The sequence below is a fragment of the Kingella sp. (in: b-proteobacteria) genome (genome assembly GCF_030527935.1).
Classification (GTDB): Bacteria; Pseudomonadota; Gammaproteobacteria; order Burkholderiales; family Neisseriaceae; genus Kingella_B.
The window spans coordinates 1-17,696 of record NZ_JAUMZV010000043.1 but is presented as its reverse complement, the minus strand read 5'-3'; the positions used below and the strand labels follow the sequence as shown (position 1 = coordinate 17,696).

Genomic DNA, 17,696 nt, shown 5'->3' with positions numbered 1-17,696 from the left:
TTAAAACAACTAGTAAAGCACGATTTGTCCTAGTTATCTAGGACAGCCCCTTAAAAAAAGCAGCCTGAAAACGGCTGCGGGCAGAAATCGCGCTCTGTTGCGTTTTAAACGCGTTTAAGGCGCGGGATAGGCAAACGCTCGTTTGAGTGGCGCATCGCGCTGCTGGGGTGGTCTGTTTTGGTCTAATCGCTATTTTTGCCTTAAAGCCAGATTGCGCGGCGAAAAAAATCGGAGCGAGGGGGAAACGCGCCGTGTTGGTTGGGGGAAAACGGGGAAATGCTTACTCATCAAAAATGCTCCTTTGCCGTGCCTGCGCATCGGCAGCGCGGGCGCGTTTGATGATTTGATAGATCTGTTGGGTGGCAAGGTTGTATTTTTTCGCCAGCTGCTGGTGGTTTCTGCCGTCAAACTCCGCCCAAATCTGTTTGTCGCGCTCGTCCAGCTCGCCGCCTGCGTTTTTCGGGAAATAGATAATCTGCCCGCGCCAGTTGTCGGTCAGGTAGCGGGCGAGCTTTTTGCTGATTTGCACGGCGGTCGGGCGGTTGATATGCGGCACGCTTGCCAGCAGGCAGGCGGTGGCTTGGTCTTCCAAATCAGCAATCAGCTCGGGAATGCGGCTGTCTGCCATGCGTGTCCTTTCATTTTTGAAATATTGTTGCAAAAATCATAATAATATCAATATTATAAAACAACAAAGGCAGCCTGAAAAGCTGCCTATACAAATGATGAATACAGATTCTTATACCACACGGTCTCGCCATTTTTTCAACCGCTCAATAATATCCCGCATAGCATCGCTGTCTTGATGCCATTGCTTGCCGCCGTGCTTTTGGCAAAAGGCAAACATTGCGCTCTCCGCCGCCACCCGCACCGCGCCCGCTTCGTGCAATTCCAACCATAGCGAGCGGATTTTTTGCTGCGGCTCCGATATATTCCGATAAGGCTCGCGCCCATTGGGCGTTTGCACCGCTACCACAAAGCCCTGCGCTTTCATGTGGCGCAGCACGGTTTCCAGCTGCTCGCGGCTTAAATCTTTGCTGCTGTTTTTGCCGCGCGACACGTTTGCCAGCAGGGTGCGGTATTCACGTTCGCCCATGCCTACCTGCTGCTTGGCGATGTGGATTAAGCGGATTAAGCGCGATTTAATTTTATCGTCTGTCATCGTATTGCTCCTAAAAAGGCAGCCTGAAAAGCGGGAATGCGTTTCAGGCTGCCTGTGGGTTATTTAACTGCGTCTCGCAACGCCTTGCCCGCGCTGAACTTGGGCACATAGTGCGCGGCAATGGTCAGCTCTTCGCCTGTTTTCGGGTTGCGCCCTTTGCGCTCGGCGCGGCGAATGGCTTTGAATGTGCCAAAGTTCACAATGCTCACTTCGCCATCGTCTTCCAACGTGTTGATGACGGCAACGCAGAATGCGTCCAGCGCGTTGGCTGCTTGCGCTTGCGTTAGCCCCGCTAGGGTGGCGATTTGTTTGACCAGTTCGGATTTATTCATGGTAGTTCTCCTGTTTACAAGGGTTAAAGAAAGGGCGGATTTGCCGCTCCGCTGGGGCGGGTTTTTAAATTGCGTAGGCTACGGGCTGTTTAGCCATACCATCGCTGCATCCAAGCTATCAAATCTCATCATAGCCTTAAAGCGTTTAATGCCAGAGCGATGCCCTGCGGGTGTGTAGGGTGAATAGACTTCATAGCCTATCCATTTTCTGCCACGTTTTTTAATGTAGCGGTTCATGGCTACACCCCCGCAAAATCCAACACCACTTGCTCATACTTCCCTGTCTCTTCATTGCGTTGGTAGTAGCGGATATACTCGCGCGTGGCTTGCGTGTGCAGGCTGTCAGCAATCGCCTGCATGGCGCGTTTCCATTTAGGGTCGTCAATTTCCAATTTACGCAAATCCATTACCTTGCGCACGTTAATCTTTCCTTCCTTGCTCACGTCAAACGCTTGCAGCACAAACGCTTTCAACTCCGCGCGGCTATCCTGCGTCCACTCGTTCAGGCACTCGTCAATCAACGCCTTGGCAGCCTGCAACCGCTCGTCAAAGTGCAGCACATCGGCTTGGGCGATGACAATGCGCAGGTTGCCGTCAAAGCTGGTCAGCATGGTGTTGCCTTTCACGCTGCGTTTCGCGCCGTACTGCTCCACGCTCAAATCAATAAAGGCGTTGGCATCTGCCATTTGCTGCGCTTTCAACTCTTTCATTTGTTCGCGCAGCGGCAGGACTTGCGCGAAGGCTTCGCGGATAAAATCATCACGCGCCAAATCAATCGGCTTCATGTTGGCAATCGGCACAAGATTGCCGCGTGCATCTTGGCGATATTGTTTTAAATCAAGGTCTTTCATAGTGTCTCCTAAAATTTCTTGGACTGGGTTAATCGGTTCAACATCTGCCGTACCCGCTCTTGCGCGGCTTGGCGTTCGGCTGCGCTGGGCGGATTGCGCTTGTTTTCCAGCAGCCCTGCTACGGGCAGTTCGCGGCGCGGCGGTATCAAGTGGATAAGCTGGGCGGGCTGCGCCCATCTATCGGCTTGGCGGATTAGGCGGCGAAAGGCAGTGGGCAGGCGTTCGCTGTCGGTTTCAGGCTGCCACGTCCATGTGGTCGGGGTTAAGGCTTCTTCCCACACCGCCGCCACGGCAGCAATCGCATCGGCAGGCGGCGAGCCTTGCAAGCGCAGCACCAGCAGCTTTTGCAAGCCCTCTATCATTTGGTTGTACGCCCAATCGGGCATCTTGCACGGGGCAGTCATCGGCGCAATCCTTGTAAAGTCATGGCGGCGTTCAATGTTTGGCTATTTTCAGGCTGACTTTGCTCGGGCGCGGCGGGCAGCGTTTGCAAGCCCTGCCCTTGCCAGCCGCTGATGACTTCGTAGAGATAGCCGTGCGATTTGAGCGGCAGTTTCAGGCTGCCTGTGTTGCGCCGCGCCAGCAGCTCGCGAAAGCCGTAAAGCCATGCTTCGGGCGGGGCGGGATATTCCAAACCGTTGCGGCTGATTGCGCCGCGCTCCATATCGGGCAGCAGCTCGCCCAGCAGTTTCGCCATGCGCTCAAAGGTCAGCGCGGTTTTGGCGGGGCGGAACAGCGCGGTGTATTGCACCGCCAGCCTGCCCACTTCGCCGCCCGTTTGCGCCGCCGCCCATACGGCTTGGCGTGCGCCATCGTGGGCAATCAGCGCGTCTAGGCTGTTTTCCGCGCCACAGCAGGGGCAGCGGGTTTTCATGGTGTCTCCGCCTCTTGTAGGCAGCCTGAAAAATTATTTGCCGTTGCCAAGCCATGCAGCGCGGCGTAGATGGCATCGTTCTCATGGCTGTATTCAAGGAACGCGCCATACAGCAGCACGCCGTCTCGGTTGGTAATGTCGCAGCCAAACTTATCGCCTTTCCGCGTGATGCGGATTTCTAGGCTGTATTCTTTAACAATCTTCATGCTTCCTCCGCAAATGCGCTGGGGTAGCGGCGTTGCACGCTGTTCATGGCAGCCGCCACGCTGTAAAACGTTTCTTTGCCGCTGCCGTCCAGCTGCAACACGGCTTGGTTAGCGGCAGCGCGGTGGTCAAGCGTGCCGATGGGCAAAGGGTCGTGGGTGTGGCTGGGCAGGTACACAATATAGCGGGTCATGGCTGTTGCTCCTTGGGCTGGGGTTCTAATACTTCGCCCGCGCTGGGGTCTTGCTGCCACAGCGTGGCTAGGGCGAAGGCTTCGCTTTGTGCTTCGCAGGCGTTGTGCAAACGTTGCAGCGCGTAGCGGGCAGCGTGGTCGGCGGGGTATTGGCTGGCAGGCGGCGCGTGGTGCAGGTTGTCGCAGCTATAAACCACGATTTCAGGCTGCCTTGGCGCAACGGGTGCAGCCTGAACGCTGCTCTCCGCCATGATGCCGAGATAGAAAAACACGCCCGCGCTGGCAAATACCGCCGACATCATTTCTTGAAAAGTGTATAGGCGCATATCACACCCCCTTCACAATATCCGCGTCCACCTTGGCAAAGCCCAGCTGCGCAGCTTCATTCATGGCGGCGGACACCAGATTGTTTACCGCGAGCGGATACAGCAGGCTGTGCTGTTCCAGCCCTTTGCTGGCGCGGGAAGTAACCGTCAGCCGCGCGGCGATGGCATCAATGGCATCATCGGTTAAGATTTGGTTCACATCTGCGCCCGCGCGTTCAAATTTATGCTTCAAATAGCCCGCCAGCCTGCCATCGGTTAGCGGCAGCAGCGTAACCAGCTCGCAGCGTTGCACCACTTCGCGCACGTTCGGATTGTTCTCGCTCAATTTTTGCGCCAGCTCGGTCTGCCCAATCAGCACAATGCCCATCAGCCGCTCAAAGCCGTTTTTCAATTCAAAAAAGCGTTTCAAATGTTTCAGCGTGGGCAGCGGCAAGCCATGCGCCTCTTCAATAACCAGCACGTGCTTGTTGCCCGCTTTCGCGCTCTCCATCAGCGCATGATGGATTTGGCGAAACCGCGCCTCGGGGCTGCGCTTGGGCGCAGTATTGGGCGACACCGCTTCCAGTACTGCTTCGGCAATGTGCACCGCTTTAAGCGTTTTACCCTTTTGATCGTTGTCCTCCATCGCCAGCACATAAGGCTCAATCACAATCACAGGCTTATTTTCGCGGTTAATGCGGTCTTGCAGGTCTTCGCGCAGGGTGGATTTGCCCGCGCCACTTTCGCCCACCACCGCCATAAAGCCGCCTTGGGTCGCCACTTGAAACATCGCCTCGCGCACATATCGCGCATCAGGGGTCAAATAAAAACATCTTGCGCCGCGCGGATTTCGTCATGAAACGGGTCGCGGGTTAAGCCGAAGTGCTGGCGCGTAGCCAGCGATAAAGCCGATTTTCTTAAAAGCATTTCATTGTCCTTTTCAGGTTTAGGTTCATCTTGGGCTGGGGTAGTTTTCAGGCAGCCTGAAACGTCCACGCCCTTGTGTTGGAAATAATCTGTAATCTGTTGGCAGATGGCTGCGCTGCGCCGCTGCGGCGGTTTGCCGTGGTTTAGGAAATTAAGCAGCATGGTTTTGCTGATGCCGATTTCCGCCGCCGCTTGGCGCGAACTCTTGCCGATTTGGTTTAAAACATCGCTGGCTCTCATCCGTGCGTCCCCGTCAATAAGCGCAGCTTGGGCGCGTAAGTGATGCGCTCTAATACCTGTTCCAGCTTGCTTTCCGCTGCGCCGTTGGGATAAAGTTCCTGCAACCGCTGCGCCGCTGTCGCCCAATCGCCGCCTTGTGCTTCAATGCGTGGTTTCAACAGCTTGGCAAGCTCCACCTTGTTCAACACCGCCGCCTGCACGTCCATTCCATTAAAACCCGATTGTCTGTAATCCATTTGCTGCCCGCGCTTGGGCAGGTAGCTGATTTTTTGCTTCTCCGCCAACACCTGCTCTTGATGGGCAAAGGGGTCAATCCGCCCGCCAAAGGGCAGGGTTTTGGCTTTGCGTTTTTGCGCCGCCTCGTCCAGCGTATCCGCCTGCATCGCCAGTTTTTCCAGCACTTTGGCATGGGTTTGCGCAGCGGTATCGGCGTGGGCGTGGTAGCTTTCGCCGATGATGGCGGCGTTCTCACGGAAGCCAAACGCATTGCGCACCACTTCGGGTACTTCCAGCCAATATTCCTTGCCCGCTTCGTCATAGCAGCGCACCTGCGCCGAGTATTGCTTCCACGGGTTTTTCGCCACCGTCAATTTCTCGCCCACCATCACAAACGGCACTTGGCTCACATCAAACAGCCGCCCTTCAAATTCAATTTCCAACTCGGCTTTCACTTTGCGCTCCTGTGGCATACTCAACACCAACTCGCGGCAATAATCCGCCGGCGGCGGCAGCAATAGCTCATCAGCGGCGATTTTCAACCAAGCCTGATAACGGCTCATGCCGTGGCGGCTGTGCTTGCGTTCGCTGTTGAAATAGCGCATCCAGCGGTTGGCATAGGCTTGCAGCTCGTCTATGGACTGCACCTGCACCATTTTCAGGCTGCTTTCAAACAGCGTTTCCACCAAGTTATTGCCGTTTTCCACCTGCCCCTTGGCGCGGGGGTTGCCCACCTTGTTGATAATGACTTCCACACCCAGCTGCTTGTTCAAATGCTTAAAGCCGTGCCCTGTGTTCGCCGAGCCGGGGTCAAGCATCACACTTTTGGGCACACCGCAAAACGGGTCTTTACCCCTGTCCGCCTTGGGCTGCATCGCTTGGATAAAGGTTTCGCACAAGTTTTCGCTGTTCTCGCCGCCAAACACATACCACACGAATAAGCAGCCTGAACAATGGTCGGTAACCACATATCGCCACACGCGGTCTTGCTCAATTTTCACCACGTTTTTCGGCTTGTTTTTGTAAAACTCGTCCGCCTTCATCATACGCAGCCCCGTGTCTTTACTAGTGCGCGGCAGGTAAAACAGCACGCACACGCTGGCATCAATCTGCCACACATGGTTCGGGTGCAGGCTTTGCAGTCGGTTTACAGGCGTGGGCTGCAACAGCTGGTCGGGGTGCAGTTTGTATTTCCGCAAACCGCGCGTAATCGCACTCTCCGACAGCGTGTTCACTTCGCCTGTCTCCTTGTTTACCCGCACAGGGTCAATCTCATTATTCGCAATCAACATTTCTACTGCCCTTTCCACAGTCATCAACCGTTTGCCGTTTTTGCGCATGGTTTCCATCAGCAGCGCGGAAATCATCTGCGCATCGCGCTCGCTTAATGCCGTTTTGCCTGCATCGGCGCGGCGTTTGCGCGGGGCTTTTACCCGCACGCGGTCAAGCTCCTTATAAAGCGTCGCCGCGCTCATATTCAGCTTGGCAGCCTGCGCCCGAATAAACTCAGTTTTTCCGCCGCGTGGCAGGGTGTCCAGCTGCGCGGCAATGGCGTGCAACCGCTCATTCAACACCGCATTCATGCGTTACTCGCTTTCAGGCTGCAACCATTCGGGCACGCCGTCATCGTCTGCGCTTTCAGGCAGCGCGTACTGGTCGCGCAGATGCTGGCAGTCCATGATAATTTGGTTCAACGCACCCGCCATGCGTGCGCGATGCGACAAACCATGCGCCGCTTCGTGCGCCGCCATCTGCGCGAAATAATCGCCCAGCTGCGCCAGCTGGCTGCGGATTGCCACTTCTTTCGCACCCACCGCCATGTGCAGCTCGCTGGCAACATCAGCGGGGTTCGGCTCTTTCACGCCACCTTTCTTTTTCGCCTTTTCCAGCTTCTCCACCAGCTCATCAATCTTGGCGTTTTTATCCGCCAGCACCTTATCCTTGGCTTGCGCATCTTCGCGGTTTTCGCGCAACGCCACGCGCAGCTCGCGCACCGTCATTCTGTCCACATCATCCAGCGTCATGCCGTTTACTTCCCCGCCATTTGCCAAGCCCACCAGCGTAACGTCTTCTTCTACCAGTAATTCCAGCAGTTTGGATTTGCCCAAATCCATCAGCTTGGGCGCGGCTTTTTGCATTTGTGGAGTGGCGAAGCGTTGGGTGGCTGCCATTAAGCGGGCAGTTTCGCTAGTCCCGATACCAAACTGTTCTTTAACAATTTGGCTAAAACGGCGGTATGCGGTATGCTCTTTCAGCACAATTAAAACGCGCCCAAGCTCAAACATTCCTTCCATCGTCTGCCGAACAGCATGGCGACCGCGTTCTACCCAAGTGGCTTCGTTGTAGATTTCGCCGTAGCCCCACTGCTCCATAACCATCGTGCTATGAGCAGCCTGAAAATTTTGATTAGCGGTTGTATCTGCGACCGCTGTTTGCTCTTTTTCTAATACTTCCATTTTTCACTCTCCAATCTTTCCCGACGTCGGGAAAGATTTAAATCCATCAATCCACATCAACCCGTCTGCCCAGTTCCGCAATCCTGTTTTGCAGCCGTTCCTGTTGTTGGCGAAACCGCTCGGCGATTTGCAGGGTTTTTACGCTATACGCAAAGTTGCCGTTTTCCAATCGGGTAACCAGCCCTTCGGCGATTAAATCTTCCAAATCACGGCTCACATGAACCGCTGATATACCCAACCCCACCGCCAATTCTTTATTGCTGATGCCGATAATCGGGTGCGCTTCCAAAGCCTTAAACACGCGCAAAATTCGGCTGCCTTTTTTACTGGTTGCCATTGGGCTGCTCCTTTAAACCTAGCTTTACAGCGATTTCATGCCCCTTGCCACGACTCGCTCTCACGCTGCCATTCAAAATCCGCGAAACATAAGTCGGGTCATAGCCGTTTGCCTCGCACCAAGATTTGATGGTTTCGCCACGCTCACGAAACCCCGCTTTAACTTTTTCTGCTTTCATAAGGAATATCTCCTGAACCTTTCGTGATAAAATCAAGAAATTTAAGATTTAAACAATCTTGCTTAAATGTTGGCGCAATAATAAGGGAATATTTCCAGCAAAGCAAGAATATTTCTTGATTATTTAGGAGTATTTCCCTATGAATTTGAATTTTATTAGAAATATTCGGAAGTTTTTAAGCCAAGAAAACCTAAGCATCGCAGAATTTGCAGGAATAATTGGCGAAAAAACATCGCGCGTGAACGATGTGCTGAAAGGAAAACAGCGTCCACCATTTGATATGCTTCAGAAAATAATAGAAAATTTTGATATTGACGCGAACTGGCTTATTTTAGGTAGCGGCGAAGTACAAAACTGGAATAGTTCCAGTAATGAGAAATATTCGGATGAGTTTGATTATGTGCCTGACTATGATGTTCTTGTATCAGCGGGAGGGGGGATAGACGGGCAAGGCGCAACCAGCCCACGCACTTATCAAGCGTTCCGCCGCGATTGGCTGCACCACCGTGGTCTGCACGCAAAAAAATTAAGCATTGTTACCGCGCGAGGCGACAGCATGGAGCCGACCATCAATAACGGCGATATGTTGCTGGTTGATATGTCTAAAAAAATACCGCGCGATAGCAGTATTTATATTATCCGCAGCAATGACACGCTATGGGTTAAGCGTATTCAAACGCAGCCTGATGGCAAACTGCTGCTGATAAGCGACAACAAAACCTATCCACCGATTCAGTTAAACCTAGATGAATTTGACGATGTAGAAATCGTAGGGAAGGTTGTGAACATTTCCAAAGATATTTATTAGCCCCAAGGAAATAACCATGAAAACCACCACAAAACTATTTTGCCTGCCCGCGCTGATGCTGGCATTAACCGCCCCCGCATGGGCAAAAACCTGTAAAGACTTTCCCACCCAAGCCGCCGCGCAAAAATACTACGAAGCACGAAAAGCCGCTGGGGAAACAGGCTGGAAAAGCCTAGACCGCGATGGCGATGGTAAAGCCTGCGACTGCAATGCAGGTGGCAACGGCAAACATTGCCCTAAACATAGAAAGTAAGCCATGAAGCATCTCGCCTTATCCCTACTATGCTTGGGCTTGTTATCGGCTTGCGGTGGCGAAAACACCACGCCATCTGCCATTTCCGCACCTGCGGCCAGCACACCCCTAGCGGAAAACAGCGCGGCGGTGTATCTAAAACGCCAAAGTGAAATCCCGCCCTATACCATCAATGGAACAGGGATTGTCCAATTTACCAATCTCAAAGATATGTTTGACACTTTCGGCGATTATGATGCGGAAGGTCAGCTAAAATTCAATAGCCCTACCGATGTGGTCATTGCGGAATATCTCCCCAAAGCTGCCAGCCAAGACGACATCAACGCTGCCATGAATAAAGCCTTTATCTACACGATTTATCATGCGTTTGCCCACACGAATCTAGATAAAATTACGGTTAATTCCGCACCGATTGATATGGATACATCAAAGCCTTTAACGAAAAAACCGCTTAAAGCCACCGTGAGCCGCGAGCGAGCGTTGGAAGTATTGAAAAAATACAGCCCCGCGCAATCCTTTGATGATTTAGTGGAGCTCAACCCCAGCAATCAAAACCGCATTACTGGCTTTTCATCATCTGATTTATACGATGCCTTTGCCTACGGTTCGGCACAAAAAGACATTATTCAAGGCTTAACCGCCCCTGTGAAATAGTCCCCGCTTTTTTAAAGCACATTAAAAGCCCTTTAAGCCCACCAACCCGATAATCCCTATAACGACCACGTTATAGGGATTTTCTTATGCAAAAAACCAACCCCCAACCTTCCGAACTGGCATGGCTTGCCATCGCCCGCCGCGCCATTGGCACGCGCGAAATTGTGGGCAAGCAACACAACAGCACCATTCGCAACTGGCTGATTGCGCTGGGCGCGTGGTGGCAAGATGACGAAACGCCGTGGTGTGGCACGTTTGTTGCCCATTGCGCCCGCGAAGCCAAGCGGGCATTGCCGAAGCATTGGTATCGCGCGAAAGACTGGCTGAACACAGGCACGCGCTTGGATAAGCCTGCTTACGGCTGCGTGGTGGTGTTTGACCGCCAAGGCGGCGGGCACGTGGGCTTTGTGGTGGGCAAGGACAGGCACGGCAATTTGATGGTGCTGGGCGGCAATCAGGGCAACGCGGTGAACATTAAGCCGTTTGCGCCAAGCCGCGTGGCAGGCTATGTGTGGCTGGATTGGACGGATGGGCGCAAATCTGCGCCCAAGCCTGAACGTTTTAATCTGCCGTTGTTGGACAGCGATGGGCAGGTTTCGCGCAATGAAAGCTAATAAAGGCAGCCTGAAAATGAAACGACACGCTATTGTATTAGGCGCGTTGGCGGCGTTAAGCCTTGCTGCGCCACAGCCTGAACCCCGCTTAAAACAGCCAAGCCAACCGCGCCCACTGCTACATCCTTTGGGCAGCGTGGCAATTCGTAAACATCGTCACAGCGGCGTAGCAGCGGTGCGGCGGGCGAAACGCAAGGAGAAACGATGATGAAGTTGCTCAAATGGCTATCAGGCTTAATCGCCAACCCCGCCACGGGGCAAATCAGCCACACCAAGCTGTGGGCAAACATCACCGCCGCCTGCATGACCTACAAGTTTATTCAAACGGAAAACGCGCCCGAGTGGCAATGGTGGGCATACGGCGGCATGGTGGGTGGCTACGCGCTGATTAAGCGCGGTATCGCTGCTGTGCCACAGGTGGCGCAGATTAACAAGGGGCAAAGCGATGGGGACAATTTGGAATAAATATAAAAACCGTTTTATTGGTGGGGCTGCCTGCGCGGGCTTTGTGCTGGCGTGCGCCCTATCAGCATGGGCGGGTTGGGCGGTGGCGCACAGCACGTGCCATGCAGCGACGCTGGTTTTGAAAAACCAATATGCCGATGAGAAGCTGCAAGCGCAGCAAGCCTATTCCACCGCGCTTGCCGATGCGCTGGCGAAACAGCAGGCAGCGGAGCGATGGGCGCAACAGCAGGGCGAGCAACTTGCCGCCACCCGCGCCCAGCTAGATAAACGGCAACATGAATTGAACAAGGAAATCCCCCATGCCACGCAACACGATAACCAAGGCAGTATTGTTTACAACGGTTTGGGCGAGCGCAGCTTGCAGCTCTACGCCCGCGCCTTTGGCTACGCCGATAATTAGGCAGCCTGAAATCGCGCCCGTTTCCACCGAGCTGTTGGCAACACACGAACGCCCCGAGCGTCCCGCCAGCGGCTCGCCCCAACACCTGCTGGATCACGCCGTGCGCTACGGCGGTTACTGCCAAAAGCTAGAAGCGCAGGGTTCAGGCTGGCAGGCGTGGTACAAGCAAGGAAAACAGAAAAATGAATAAAGAAACCGAATTCAGCTATTGGTACGACATTGAAGACATCAAACCATATCCCTACGGCAAGCGTTTAAACATTTGGCTTACCGACTTGATAGCTCATATTTCCGAGCGCATCGGCGGTGCAATGGTGGCTCTTTATAGCCATATAGAAGTAGAAAAAAGGATTTCTGCCAAACTTGCCGAATACAAAAACCGCTACCCCAGTCTATTAAGCGCGGCGGAGGTAAAAATATGAACCCGCTCAACGTAGAAACTCTAATCGGTGGCTTAACCAGTATGCTCACTGCCGCGCTGTGGTTTTGGGTCAAGACCATATCCGACACCAACCGCGAAGCCGCCCGTGAGCGCGACGAAATCCGCCAAGAAATCGCCGCGCTCAAAGCCACGCTGCCGCGCGAGTATGTGCTGCGCGATGACTACATTCGCAACCAAGCCGTGCTGGAAGCCAAGATGGACGGCATTCACAAAACCCTGACCGACCTTTACAAAATAGAAAGCGTGAAAAAATCATGAACGAAAAGGCACGCCGCGAAGGAATGCGCTGGCACATCATCAACACACTGAACAAAGCCCGCCCCTACACGTCCAGCGAAGTGTTCCTGCTGGACGTGATGCGTGGCATCTACCCCGATGCCACCGCGCTGGAACTGCGCCGCGAGCTGGATTATTTAGCCGACCGCAGGCTGGTGGAGTTAGTTAAACAGCCCAGCGGAATGTGGTTTGCCGATTTAAAACGCCTAGGCGTGGACATCGCCGAGTACACCATTGATTGCGAAGCAGGCATCGCCCGTCCGCCAAAATACTGGGAGAGCTGATATGGCACGCCGCAGCAGCATAGACGCGCTACCCGAAGCCGTGCGCCACAGTTTGGAGCGCAAGCTGTCCGAAAACGGCTTTGCCAACTACACCGCGCTGGCAGACTGGCTGACCGCGCAGGGCTACGAAATCAGCCGTTCCGCCGTGCACCGCTATGGGCAAAAGGTAGAACGGCGTTTTGCCAGCATCAAAGCCAGCACCGAAGCCGCACGGCTGATTGCCGAAGGCGCGGCAGATGAAGGCGACACCCGCAGCGAAGCCCTGATGGCAATGGTGCAGACTGAGTTATTTGATGCGCTGGTGCAAATCGGCGAGCTGCCCGATGAAGAACTGCCGCCAATGGAGCGGTTTGATTTGATTAGCGAAGGCGCGAAACGCATCGCGGGGCTGATTTCCGCCAGCACGCGGCTAAAAGAGTATCAAGGCAAAGTCAAAGCCCGCGCCCAAGCCACCGCCGATGAAGTGGCGCAGGCGATAAAAAAAGGCGGGCTGTCGCACGACACCGCCGAGCAAATCCGTAAACAGATTTTGGGGATTGCAACATGAATAGGCAGCCTGAAAACCACAATCCGCCCAACGATAACCGCACGCCGATGGTGTTGCTGCCCTATCAGCAACGCTGGATTGCCGACCCCGCGTATGTGAAAGTGTGCGAAAAATCGCGCCGTATCGGCTTATCGTGGGGCGAAGCGGCGGATAGTGCCCTGCTGGCAGCGCAAACCAGCGGCATGAACGTTTGGTACATCGGCTACAACAAAGACATGGCTTTGGAATTTATCCACGACTGTGGCAACTGGGCGAAGTTCTACGGCTTGGCGGCAGATGAAGTGGAAGAGACGGAAGAAGTGTTTGCCGATGGCGACGACAAGCAGGCGGTGTTGGCGTTTGTGATTCGCTTCGCATCGGGCTGGCGCATTACCGCGCTGTCCAGCCGCCCCAACAATCTGCGCGGTAAGCAAGGGCGCGTGATTATTGACGAAGCCGCCTTCCATGACGATTTGCCCGAGCTACTTAAAGCCGCAATGGCGTTGCTGATGTGGGGCGGGCAGGTACACATCATCTCCACCCATGACGGCGTGGATAACCCATTTAACGAGCTAATTACCGACTGCCGTGCAGGCAAAAAGCCCTACGCTGTGCACCGCATCACCTTTGATGATGCGCTGGCAGACGGCTTGTACAAACGCATCTGCCTGCGGCGCGGCATAGAATGGACAGCCGAAGGCGAAGCCGCATGGGTGGCAGAAATCCGCCAATCCTACGGCGAAGACGCTGCCGAAGAGTTGGACTGCATTCCCAAAAACGGCGGCGGCAAATGGCTGAACCGCGCCCTGATAGAAAGCCGAATGTCGCCCTACACGCCTGTGCTGCGCTACGACCAAACAGATGATTTTGCGCTGCTGCCCGAACACCAACGCGCCGCCGAAGTGGCGGACTGGCTTTCAGGCAGCCTGAAACCACTGTTAGCTGCGTTGGACAACACCCGCCACAGCTTTGTTGGCGTGGATTTCGCCCGCAACGGCGACCGCAGCGCGATTGTGCCGTTAATCCGCCAGCAGGATTTGCGGCTCATTCCGCCGTTTATCCTAGAACTCGGCAATATGCCGTTTAAACAGCAAGAACAAATCTGCGCATATCTGTTCAGCGGCTTGCCCAACTTGCTCGGCGCAGCCTTGGACGCACGCGGCAACGGACAATACCTTGCCGAAGCGATGCAAGACCAATTCGGCGGCGAGCGCGTGCAAGCCGTGATGCTGTCGGAGAACTGGTATCGCAGCCACACCGCGCCATTTAAAGCCGCGCTGGAAGACGGCACGCTGGACAAACTGCCGCGCGATGAGGACATCTTGACCGACCTACGCGCCTTTGAATTAGTCAAAGGCGTGCCGCGCATTCCCGACACCCGCACGCGCGGGCAAGACGGCAACAAACGCCATGGAGACACCGCCATCGCGCTGGTTTTGGCGCATTACGCCAGCCGCGAACTCAATATCGGCGCGGTGCGTGTCAATAGCCGAACCGTTCGCCGTGCAAGCCGATTGACCAATGGCTATTGATTTCAGGCAGCCTGAAACAGGAAATCCCATGAAACCCCACATCAAACTTAAAACCCCGCACGGCACCATCGCCCCCACCACCGAACAGCTATCCAGCCAAATCGCCGTACTCTCCCGCTTCGGCATGAGCGGTTTTGGCGGCTGGCTGCCTAATCCCGACCCGATACTGCGCAAAATGGGGCGGCAGATAGACGTGTACCGCGAGCTTCTGCGCGACCCGCTAGTCGGCGGGCAAGTGCACCGCCGCAAAGCCACCGTGGCGCGGCTGCAATGGCGGCTAGACGGCGACGATGTGCCGCAAAATGTGCGCGACACCATTCAGGCTGCCCTAGAATCCCACGACCTAGACCGCCTGATTAAAGACATCTTAAACGCCACCCTGTTCGGCTATCAGCCGCTGGAAATCATCTGGCAGCGCGGCTCGCTATGGCTGCCTGAACGCATCATCGCCAAGCCGCCCGAATGGTTCGGCTTTGACGATGACGCGCAACTGTATTTCCACCAAAACGGCGCAACCGCCGAGCCGCTGCCCGCCTACAAATTTCTTTGCCCCACCCAAGAAGCCAGCTACGCCAACCCCTACGGCTTGGGCGATTTAGGCTTAGTGTTTTGGGCAGTAACCTTTAAACGCGCAGGGCTCAAATTTTGGGCGGAGTTCACGCAAAAATACGGCAGCCCGTGGCTCATCGGCAAAGAGCCGCGCAGCAACACCGATGCTGATACCAACAAACTGCTGGACGCGCTAGAAGCCTTAGTCGGCAACGCCGTTGGCACAATCCCGAACGACAGCAGCGTAGAAATCCACGAAGCCAGCGGCAAAGCCGCATCGGTCGATGCCTACGACAAACTAATCCGCTACTGCCGCAGCGAAATCAACATCGCGCTGCTCGGGCAAGACCAAACCACCGAAGCCAACACCAACCATGCCAGCGCAACCGCAGGCTTGGAAGTAACTAATGACATTCGCGACAGCGACAGCCGACTGGTTGCCGCCGCCATCAATCAGCTGATTGACTGGATTTGCGAACTCAATTTCGGCGATGTCGCCCGCCCCAAATTCGTGTTGTACGAAGCCGAAGAATACGGCTCAACCGAGCTTGCCCAGCGCGATTACCACCTGCACCAAATCGGCGCACGGTTCAGCAATGAATACTTTGCCCGCGCCTACGGTTTCCAAGACGGCGATTTGCTGCCAACTGAAAGACAGCCTGAAAATGATTTAGGCAGCCTAAATTTCGCCGAGCCCCACTCACATCACGAACACAACGAAGCGGCAAACATTCCGCACATTATAGAAACCGCCGTTTCAGGCAGCCTGAAAGCCAATCCGCCCGATGTAACCCATGAACTGATAGGCAGCCTGAAAAACGGCGCAACGTCCGAAGCGGTACTGAAACAGCTTGCTGCCGCCTATCCCAAGCTAGACCACACCGCCCTGCAAGACGAGTTGGCACGGCTGATTTTTCTTGCCGATGTAGTCGGGCGATTAGAAGTGCAAGCGGAATTGGCGGGAGAGTAAACCATGAACCCAACCGAAATCGCCGCGCTGTTTCAAATGCAGCCTGAAAACGCCATCGCCTACCTGAAACAAAAGCACATCGCCGAAAGCTGGGACTGGCAAGATATGCTGGACGATGCCCACGTCTCCGCCTTTACCATCGCCAAAAGCGCGGAGCTAGACGTAGCCACCGACATCTACCAAGCCGTGCTCAAAGCCGCCGAAAGCGGACAAACGTTCAGCGACTTCAAACGCCAACTCACCCCCGTGTTGCAACAAAAAGGCTGGTGGGGCAAACAAGCCGTGCCCAACCCCGACACAGGCGAGCTGCAAAACGTTCAACTCGGCAGCCCCTACCGCCTAAAAACCATTTACCTGACCAATCTGCAATCCGCCTACATGGCAGGACGCTACGCCGAAATGACCGCCGCCATTGCCACCCACCCTTACTGGCAATATGTAACCGTCAACGACGGCAAAGTGCGCGAAGCACACCGCAAGCTGCATGGGCAAGTATTCGCCGCCGATGACCCCGTGTGGGACACGCTGTATCCGCCGTTGGACTACCGCTGCCGCTGCCGTGTGCGCCCGCTATCGCACAGTCAAGGCGCAGCATTGGTGCAACCATCGCCCAAACTGGAAAGCATCATCGTGGACATCGGCACCAACCCCGCCACAGGCGAAGAACGCTACGCCCAGCGCACAGGTATCAGGCTGCCTGACGGCACATTCGCCGCCCCCAGCGCAGGCTTTAACGCCAATCAAGGCAAAACCTTTTTGCAGCGCACCGCCCGAGTAGCCATAGAAAAAGCCCAGTCCGCCCCGCCCGAATTAGCCAAAGTCGCAGTGAAAGAAATGATGAAGCAAGAGAAATTCCGCAACGCGCTCACGTTGGTACAGTTGAAATGGGTGGCAAAATTATTGGGATTGAACCAATAGAACAACAGCAATAACAGCAGCAACAGGCAGCCTGAAACCATGCTCACCATCACTTTAAACAGCCAAGACGTAGAACGCGGGCTCAACCAACTACTCGGCAACCTGCGCCACCGCCAGCCCATGATGCACGGCATCGCCGCCGAGCTGCTGAGCCTAACCGAAGACAACTTTGAAAACGAAAGCTGGGGCAACGAGCCGTGGCAGTCCACCCATCGCGGCGGCAAAATACTGCAATTGAGCGGACAACTCGCCGCCAGTATCCACACCCTTGCCACCGCCCAAACCGCCCAAATCGGCACCAACAAAATCTACGCCGCCATCCACCACATCGGCGGCGAAATCCACGCCAAAAACGCTCCCTACCTGATGATACCGCTCGGCAACGGACGCTTTGCCCGCAAGCAATCCGTAACCATTCCCGCTCGCCCCTATCTCCCCATCAATGCCCACGGCGAACTGCAAGCAGGCGGCGCAACCCGCATACTGGATGTTGCCCGAGATGCCCTTGCCCACGGTGTATAACCCCCACGCCAATAAAAAAAGCGGACATATTTCAGTCCGCTTTTATTTCACTATATGCAACGCTGTTACAATTTTTTATCCCGATTCGTTTGACATTATCCCGTTTTATCCCGTTTATCTTGCTGGGTGGGGTGGGTTTTTCTTAAAGGGTTTCACTTAGCCTGTTAGCCGCTTTCAACAGGTTCAAACACATCGCCTTCAGATGGCT

At 54.7% G+C, this 17,696-nt stretch carries 31 protein-coding genes; 16 read left to right on the top strand and 15 right to left on the bottom strand.

The annotated features are described in order from the left end of the window. Window positions 1-280 precede the first annotated feature (280 nt). The 15 genes from Q4A85_RS11475 to Q4A85_RS11405 form a co-directional block, all read right to left on the bottom strand. Window positions 281-628 carry a Mor transcription activator family protein gene (locus Q4A85_RS11475; protein WP_303110484.1) on the bottom strand — a complete coding sequence of 116 codons (348 nt, stop codon included), beginning with the start codon at window positions 626-628 and terminating at the stop codon, window positions 281-283. A 111-nt stretch (window positions 629-739) separates the two neighbouring features. Next, complete coding sequence (locus tag Q4A85_RS11470) at window positions 740-1,162, bottom strand: regulatory protein GemA (RefSeq protein ID WP_303110482.1); 423 nt, start codon at window positions 1,160-1,162, stop codon at window positions 740-742. Between the two features lie 59 nt (window positions 1,163-1,221). After that, entirely contained in the window at window positions 1,222-1,494 is a 273-nt protein-coding gene (locus Q4A85_RS11465; protein ID WP_303110480.1) for an HU family DNA-binding protein, read from the bottom strand. A 239-nt stretch (window positions 1,495-1,733) separates the two neighbouring features. Further along, window positions 1,734-2,345 (bottom strand): DUF3164 family protein, encoded by a 612-nt coding sequence (locus tag Q4A85_RS11460; RefSeq protein WP_303110479.1) that lies wholly within the window; start codon window positions 2,343-2,345, stop codon window positions 1,734-1,736. A gap of 8 nt (window positions 2,346-2,353) precedes the next feature. Further along, window positions 2,354-2,749: a hypothetical protein gene (locus Q4A85_RS11455; protein WP_303110477.1), complete on the bottom strand. Its 396-nt coding sequence runs from the start codon at window positions 2,747-2,749 to the stop codon at window positions 2,354-2,356. Further along, window positions 2,746-3,219 (bottom strand): hypothetical protein, encoded by a 474-nt coding sequence (locus tag Q4A85_RS11450; protein ID WP_303110475.1) that lies wholly within the window; start codon window positions 3,217-3,219, stop codon window positions 2,746-2,748. The genes Q4A85_RS11455 and Q4A85_RS11450 overlap by 4 nt, the downstream gene beginning before the upstream one ends. Continuing rightward, window positions 3,216-3,425: a hypothetical protein gene (locus tag Q4A85_RS11445; RefSeq protein ID WP_303110473.1), complete on the bottom strand. Its 210-nt coding sequence runs from the start codon at window positions 3,423-3,425 to the stop codon at window positions 3,216-3,218. The genes Q4A85_RS11450 and Q4A85_RS11445 overlap by 4 nt, the downstream gene beginning before the upstream one ends. Further along, window positions 3,422-3,616, bottom strand: a complete 195-nt coding sequence (locus Q4A85_RS11440; RefSeq protein ID WP_303110472.1) for a hypothetical protein — start codon at window positions 3,614-3,616, stop codon at window positions 3,422-3,424. Before Q4A85_RS11440 ends, Q4A85_RS11445 begins: the two co-directional genes overlap by 4 nt. Then, window positions 3,613-3,942 (bottom strand): hypothetical protein, encoded by a 330-nt coding sequence (locus Q4A85_RS11435; protein ID WP_303110471.1) that lies wholly within the window; start codon window positions 3,940-3,942, stop codon window positions 3,613-3,615. The genes Q4A85_RS11440 and Q4A85_RS11435 overlap by 4 nt, the downstream gene beginning before the upstream one ends. A gap of 1 nt (window position 3,943) precedes the next feature. Continuing rightward, complete coding sequence (locus Q4A85_RS11430; RefSeq protein ID WP_303110470.1) at window positions 3,944-4,744, bottom strand: ExeA family protein; 801 nt, start codon at window positions 4,742-4,744, stop codon at window positions 3,944-3,946. Then, complete coding sequence (locus tag Q4A85_RS11425) at window positions 4,741-5,088, bottom strand: hypothetical protein (RefSeq protein ID WP_303110468.1); 348 nt, start codon at window positions 5,086-5,088, stop codon at window positions 4,741-4,743. The genes Q4A85_RS11430 and Q4A85_RS11425 overlap by 4 nt, the downstream gene beginning before the upstream one ends. Then, window positions 5,085-6,887 (bottom strand): DDE-type integrase/transposase/recombinase, encoded by a 1,803-nt coding sequence (locus tag Q4A85_RS11420; protein ID WP_303110466.1) that lies wholly within the window; start codon window positions 6,885-6,887, stop codon window positions 5,085-5,087. The genes Q4A85_RS11425 and Q4A85_RS11420 overlap by 4 nt, the downstream gene beginning before the upstream one ends. 3 nt (window positions 6,888-6,890) lie before the next feature. Beyond that, on the bottom strand, window positions 6,891-7,760 hold the full coding sequence (locus Q4A85_RS11415) for a hypothetical protein (RefSeq protein WP_303110464.1): 870 nt from the start codon (window positions 7,758-7,760) through the stop codon (window positions 6,891-6,893). 46 nt (window positions 7,761-7,806) lie between these two features. After that, window positions 7,807-8,097, bottom strand: a complete 291-nt coding sequence (locus Q4A85_RS11410) for a DNA-binding protein (RefSeq protein ID WP_303110462.1) — start codon at window positions 8,095-8,097, stop codon at window positions 7,807-7,809. Further along, window positions 8,084-8,275: a DNA-binding protein gene (locus Q4A85_RS11405; protein ID WP_303110460.1), complete on the bottom strand. Its 192-nt coding sequence runs from the start codon at window positions 8,273-8,275 to the stop codon at window positions 8,084-8,086. Before Q4A85_RS11405 ends, Q4A85_RS11410 begins: the two co-directional genes overlap by 14 nt. A gap of 139 nt (window positions 8,276-8,414) precedes the next feature. On the opposite strand from Q4A85_RS11405, the gene Q4A85_RS11400 reads away from it, so the two are divergent. From Q4A85_RS11400 to Q4A85_RS11325, 16 genes are all read left to right on the top strand, one after another. Next, a complete protein-coding gene (locus Q4A85_RS11400) occupies window positions 8,415-9,083 on the top strand; it encodes a helix-turn-helix transcriptional regulator (RefSeq protein ID WP_303110457.1) in 669 nt (222 codons plus the stop codon). 16 nt (window positions 9,084-9,099) lie between these two features. Then, window positions 9,100-9,336 carry an excalibur calcium-binding domain-containing protein gene (locus Q4A85_RS11395; protein WP_303110455.1) on the top strand — a complete coding sequence of 79 codons (237 nt, stop codon included), beginning with the start codon at window positions 9,100-9,102 and terminating at the stop codon, window positions 9,334-9,336. Between the two features lie 3 nt (window positions 9,337-9,339). Beyond that, complete coding sequence (locus Q4A85_RS11390) at window positions 9,340-9,990, top strand: hypothetical protein (protein WP_303110453.1); 651 nt, start codon at window positions 9,340-9,342, stop codon at window positions 9,988-9,990. Window positions 9,991-10,076: 86 nt separating this feature from the next. Beyond that, window positions 10,077-10,604, top strand: coding sequence for a TIGR02594 family protein (locus tag Q4A85_RS11385; RefSeq protein ID WP_303110451.1), 528 nt, complete (start codon window positions 10,077-10,079; stop codon window positions 10,602-10,604). Window positions 10,605-10,620: 16 nt separating this feature from the next. After that, entirely contained in the window at window positions 10,621-10,812 is a 192-nt protein-coding gene (locus Q4A85_RS11380; RefSeq protein ID WP_303110449.1) for a hypothetical protein, read from the top strand. After that, a complete protein-coding gene (locus Q4A85_RS11375; RefSeq protein ID WP_303110486.1) occupies window positions 10,812-11,069 on the top strand; it encodes a hypothetical protein in 258 nt (85 codons plus the stop codon). The genes Q4A85_RS11380 and Q4A85_RS11375 overlap by 1 nt, the downstream gene beginning before the upstream one ends. After that, window positions 11,050-11,469, top strand: a complete 420-nt coding sequence (locus Q4A85_RS11370) for a hypothetical protein (RefSeq protein ID WP_303110447.1) — start codon at window positions 11,050-11,052, stop codon at window positions 11,467-11,469. Before Q4A85_RS11375 ends, Q4A85_RS11370 begins: the two co-directional genes overlap by 20 nt. Further along, window positions 11,450-11,659 (top strand): hypothetical protein, encoded by a 210-nt coding sequence (locus Q4A85_RS11365; RefSeq protein ID WP_303110445.1) that lies wholly within the window; start codon window positions 11,450-11,452, stop codon window positions 11,657-11,659. The genes Q4A85_RS11370 and Q4A85_RS11365 overlap by 20 nt, the downstream gene beginning before the upstream one ends. Continuing rightward, window positions 11,652-11,891 carry a hypothetical protein gene (locus tag Q4A85_RS11360; protein WP_303110443.1) on the top strand — a complete coding sequence of 80 codons (240 nt, stop codon included), beginning with the start codon at window positions 11,652-11,654 and terminating at the stop codon, window positions 11,889-11,891. Before Q4A85_RS11365 ends, Q4A85_RS11360 begins: the two co-directional genes overlap by 8 nt. Next, window positions 11,888-12,169, top strand: coding sequence for a hypothetical protein (locus Q4A85_RS11355; RefSeq protein WP_303110441.1), 282 nt, complete (start codon window positions 11,888-11,890; stop codon window positions 12,167-12,169). The genes Q4A85_RS11360 and Q4A85_RS11355 overlap by 4 nt, the downstream gene beginning before the upstream one ends. Further along, the gene (locus tag Q4A85_RS11350; RefSeq protein WP_303110439.1) at window positions 12,166-12,471 is read left to right on the top strand and encodes a hypothetical protein; all 306 of its coding nucleotides are present in this window, start codon (window positions 12,166-12,168) and stop codon (window positions 12,469-12,471) included. Before Q4A85_RS11355 ends, Q4A85_RS11350 begins: the two co-directional genes overlap by 4 nt. A gap of 1 nt (window position 12,472) precedes the next feature. Next, window positions 12,473-13,018 carry a DUF3486 family protein gene (locus tag Q4A85_RS11345; RefSeq protein ID WP_303110437.1) on the top strand — a complete coding sequence of 182 codons (546 nt, stop codon included), beginning with the start codon at window positions 12,473-12,475 and terminating at the stop codon, window positions 13,016-13,018. Then, window positions 13,015-14,529: a terminase family protein gene (locus tag Q4A85_RS11340; RefSeq protein WP_303110435.1), complete on the top strand. Its 1,515-nt coding sequence runs from the start codon at window positions 13,015-13,017 to the stop codon at window positions 14,527-14,529. Before Q4A85_RS11345 ends, Q4A85_RS11340 begins: the two co-directional genes overlap by 4 nt. Then, window positions 14,519-16,048, top strand: coding sequence for a DUF935 domain-containing protein (locus Q4A85_RS11335; RefSeq protein WP_303110433.1), 1,530 nt, complete (start codon window positions 14,519-14,521; stop codon window positions 16,046-16,048). The genes Q4A85_RS11340 and Q4A85_RS11335 overlap by 11 nt, the downstream gene beginning before the upstream one ends. A 3-nt stretch (window positions 16,049-16,051) precedes the next feature. Next, entirely contained in the window at window positions 16,052-16,966 is a 915-nt protein-coding gene (locus Q4A85_RS11330) for a phage minor head protein (RefSeq protein WP_303110431.1), read from the top strand. Between the two features lie 39 nt (window positions 16,967-17,005). Further along, window positions 17,006-17,488 (top strand): phage virion morphogenesis protein, encoded by a 483-nt coding sequence (locus tag Q4A85_RS11325; protein ID WP_303110429.1) that lies wholly within the window; start codon window positions 17,006-17,008, stop codon window positions 17,486-17,488. Window positions 17,489-17,696: the final 208 nt, after the last annotated feature.

Coding starts and splice junctions, on each gene's coding strand:
- Q4A85_RS11475 (WP_303110484.1), bottom strand. CDS start 628: ATGGCAGACAGCCGCATTCCCGAGCTGATTGCTGATTTGGAAGACCAA.
- Q4A85_RS11470 (WP_303110482.1), bottom strand. CDS start 1,162: ATGACAGACGATAAAATTAAATCGCGCTTAATCCGCTTAATCCACATC.
- Q4A85_RS11465 (WP_303110480.1), bottom strand. CDS start 1,494: ATGAATAAATCCGAACTGGTCAAACAAATCGCCACCCTAGCGGGGCTA.
- Q4A85_RS11460 (WP_303110479.1), bottom strand. CDS start 2,345: ATGAAAGACCTTGATTTAAAACAATATCGCCAAGATGCACGCGGCAAT.
- Q4A85_RS11455 (WP_303110477.1), bottom strand. CDS start 2,749: ATGACTGCCCCGTGCAAGATGCCCGATTGGGCGTACAACCAAATGATA.
- Q4A85_RS11450 (WP_303110475.1), bottom strand. CDS start 3,219: ATGAAAACCCGCTGCCCCTGCTGTGGCGCGGAAAACAGCCTAGACGCG.
- Q4A85_RS11445 (WP_303110473.1), bottom strand. CDS start 3,425: ATGAAGATTGTTAAAGAATACAGCCTAGAAATCCGCATCACGCGGAAA.
- Q4A85_RS11440 (WP_303110472.1), bottom strand. CDS start 3,616: ATGACCCGCTATATTGTGTACCTGCCCAGCCACACCCACGACCCTTTG.
- Q4A85_RS11435 (WP_303110471.1), bottom strand. CDS start 3,942: ATGCGCCTATACACTTTTCAAGAAATGATGTCGGCGGTATTTGCCAGC.
- Q4A85_RS11425 (WP_303110468.1), bottom strand. CDS start 5,088: ATGAGAGCCAGCGATGTTTTAAACCAAATCGGCAAGAGTTCGCGCCAA.
- Q4A85_RS11420 (WP_303110466.1), bottom strand. CDS start 6,887: ATGAATGCGGTGTTGAATGAGCGGTTGCACGCCATTGCCGCGCAGCTG.
- Q4A85_RS11415 (WP_303110464.1), bottom strand. CDS start 7,760: ATGGAAGTATTAGAAAAAGAGCAAACAGCGGTCGCAGATACAACCGCT.
- Q4A85_RS11410 (WP_303110462.1), bottom strand. CDS start 8,097: ATGGCAACCAGTAAAAAAGGCAGCCGAATTTTGCGCGTGTTTAAGGCT.
- Q4A85_RS11405 (WP_303110460.1), bottom strand. CDS start 8,275: ATGAAAGCAGAAAAAGTTAAAGCGGGGTTTCGTGAGCGTGGCGAAACC.
- Q4A85_RS11400 (WP_303110457.1), top strand. CDS start 8,415: ATGAATTTGAATTTTATTAGAAATATTCGGAAGTTTTTAAGCCAAGAA.
- Q4A85_RS11395 (WP_303110455.1), top strand. CDS start 9,100: ATGAAAACCACCACAAAACTATTTTGCCTGCCCGCGCTGATGCTGGCA.
- Q4A85_RS11390 (WP_303110453.1), top strand. CDS start 9,340: ATGAAGCATCTCGCCTTATCCCTACTATGCTTGGGCTTGTTATCGGCT.
- Q4A85_RS11385 (WP_303110451.1), top strand. CDS start 10,077: ATGCAAAAAACCAACCCCCAACCTTCCGAACTGGCATGGCTTGCCATC.
- Q4A85_RS11380 (WP_303110449.1), top strand. CDS start 10,621: ATGAAACGACACGCTATTGTATTAGGCGCGTTGGCGGCGTTAAGCCTT.
- Q4A85_RS11375 (WP_303110486.1), top strand. CDS start 10,812: ATGAAGTTGCTCAAATGGCTATCAGGCTTAATCGCCAACCCCGCCACG.
- Q4A85_RS11370 (WP_303110447.1), top strand. CDS start 11,050: ATGGGGACAATTTGGAATAAATATAAAAACCGTTTTATTGGTGGGGCT.
- Q4A85_RS11360 (WP_303110443.1), top strand. CDS start 11,652: ATGAATAAAGAAACCGAATTCAGCTATTGGTACGACATTGAAGACATC.
- Q4A85_RS11355 (WP_303110441.1), top strand. CDS start 11,888: ATGAACCCGCTCAACGTAGAAACTCTAATCGGTGGCTTAACCAGTATG.
- Q4A85_RS11350 (WP_303110439.1), top strand. CDS start 12,166: ATGAACGAAAAGGCACGCCGCGAAGGAATGCGCTGGCACATCATCAAC.
- Q4A85_RS11345 (WP_303110437.1), top strand. CDS start 12,473: ATGGCACGCCGCAGCAGCATAGACGCGCTACCCGAAGCCGTGCGCCAC.
- Q4A85_RS11340 (WP_303110435.1), top strand. CDS start 13,015: ATGAATAGGCAGCCTGAAAACCACAATCCGCCCAACGATAACCGCACG.
- Q4A85_RS11335 (WP_303110433.1), top strand. CDS start 14,519: ATGGCTATTGATTTCAGGCAGCCTGAAACAGGAAATCCCATGAAACCC.
- Q4A85_RS11330 (WP_303110431.1), top strand. CDS start 16,052: ATGAACCCAACCGAAATCGCCGCGCTGTTTCAAATGCAGCCTGAAAAC.
- Q4A85_RS11325 (WP_303110429.1), top strand. CDS start 17,006: ATGCTCACCATCACTTTAAACAGCCAAGACGTAGAACGCGGGCTCAAC.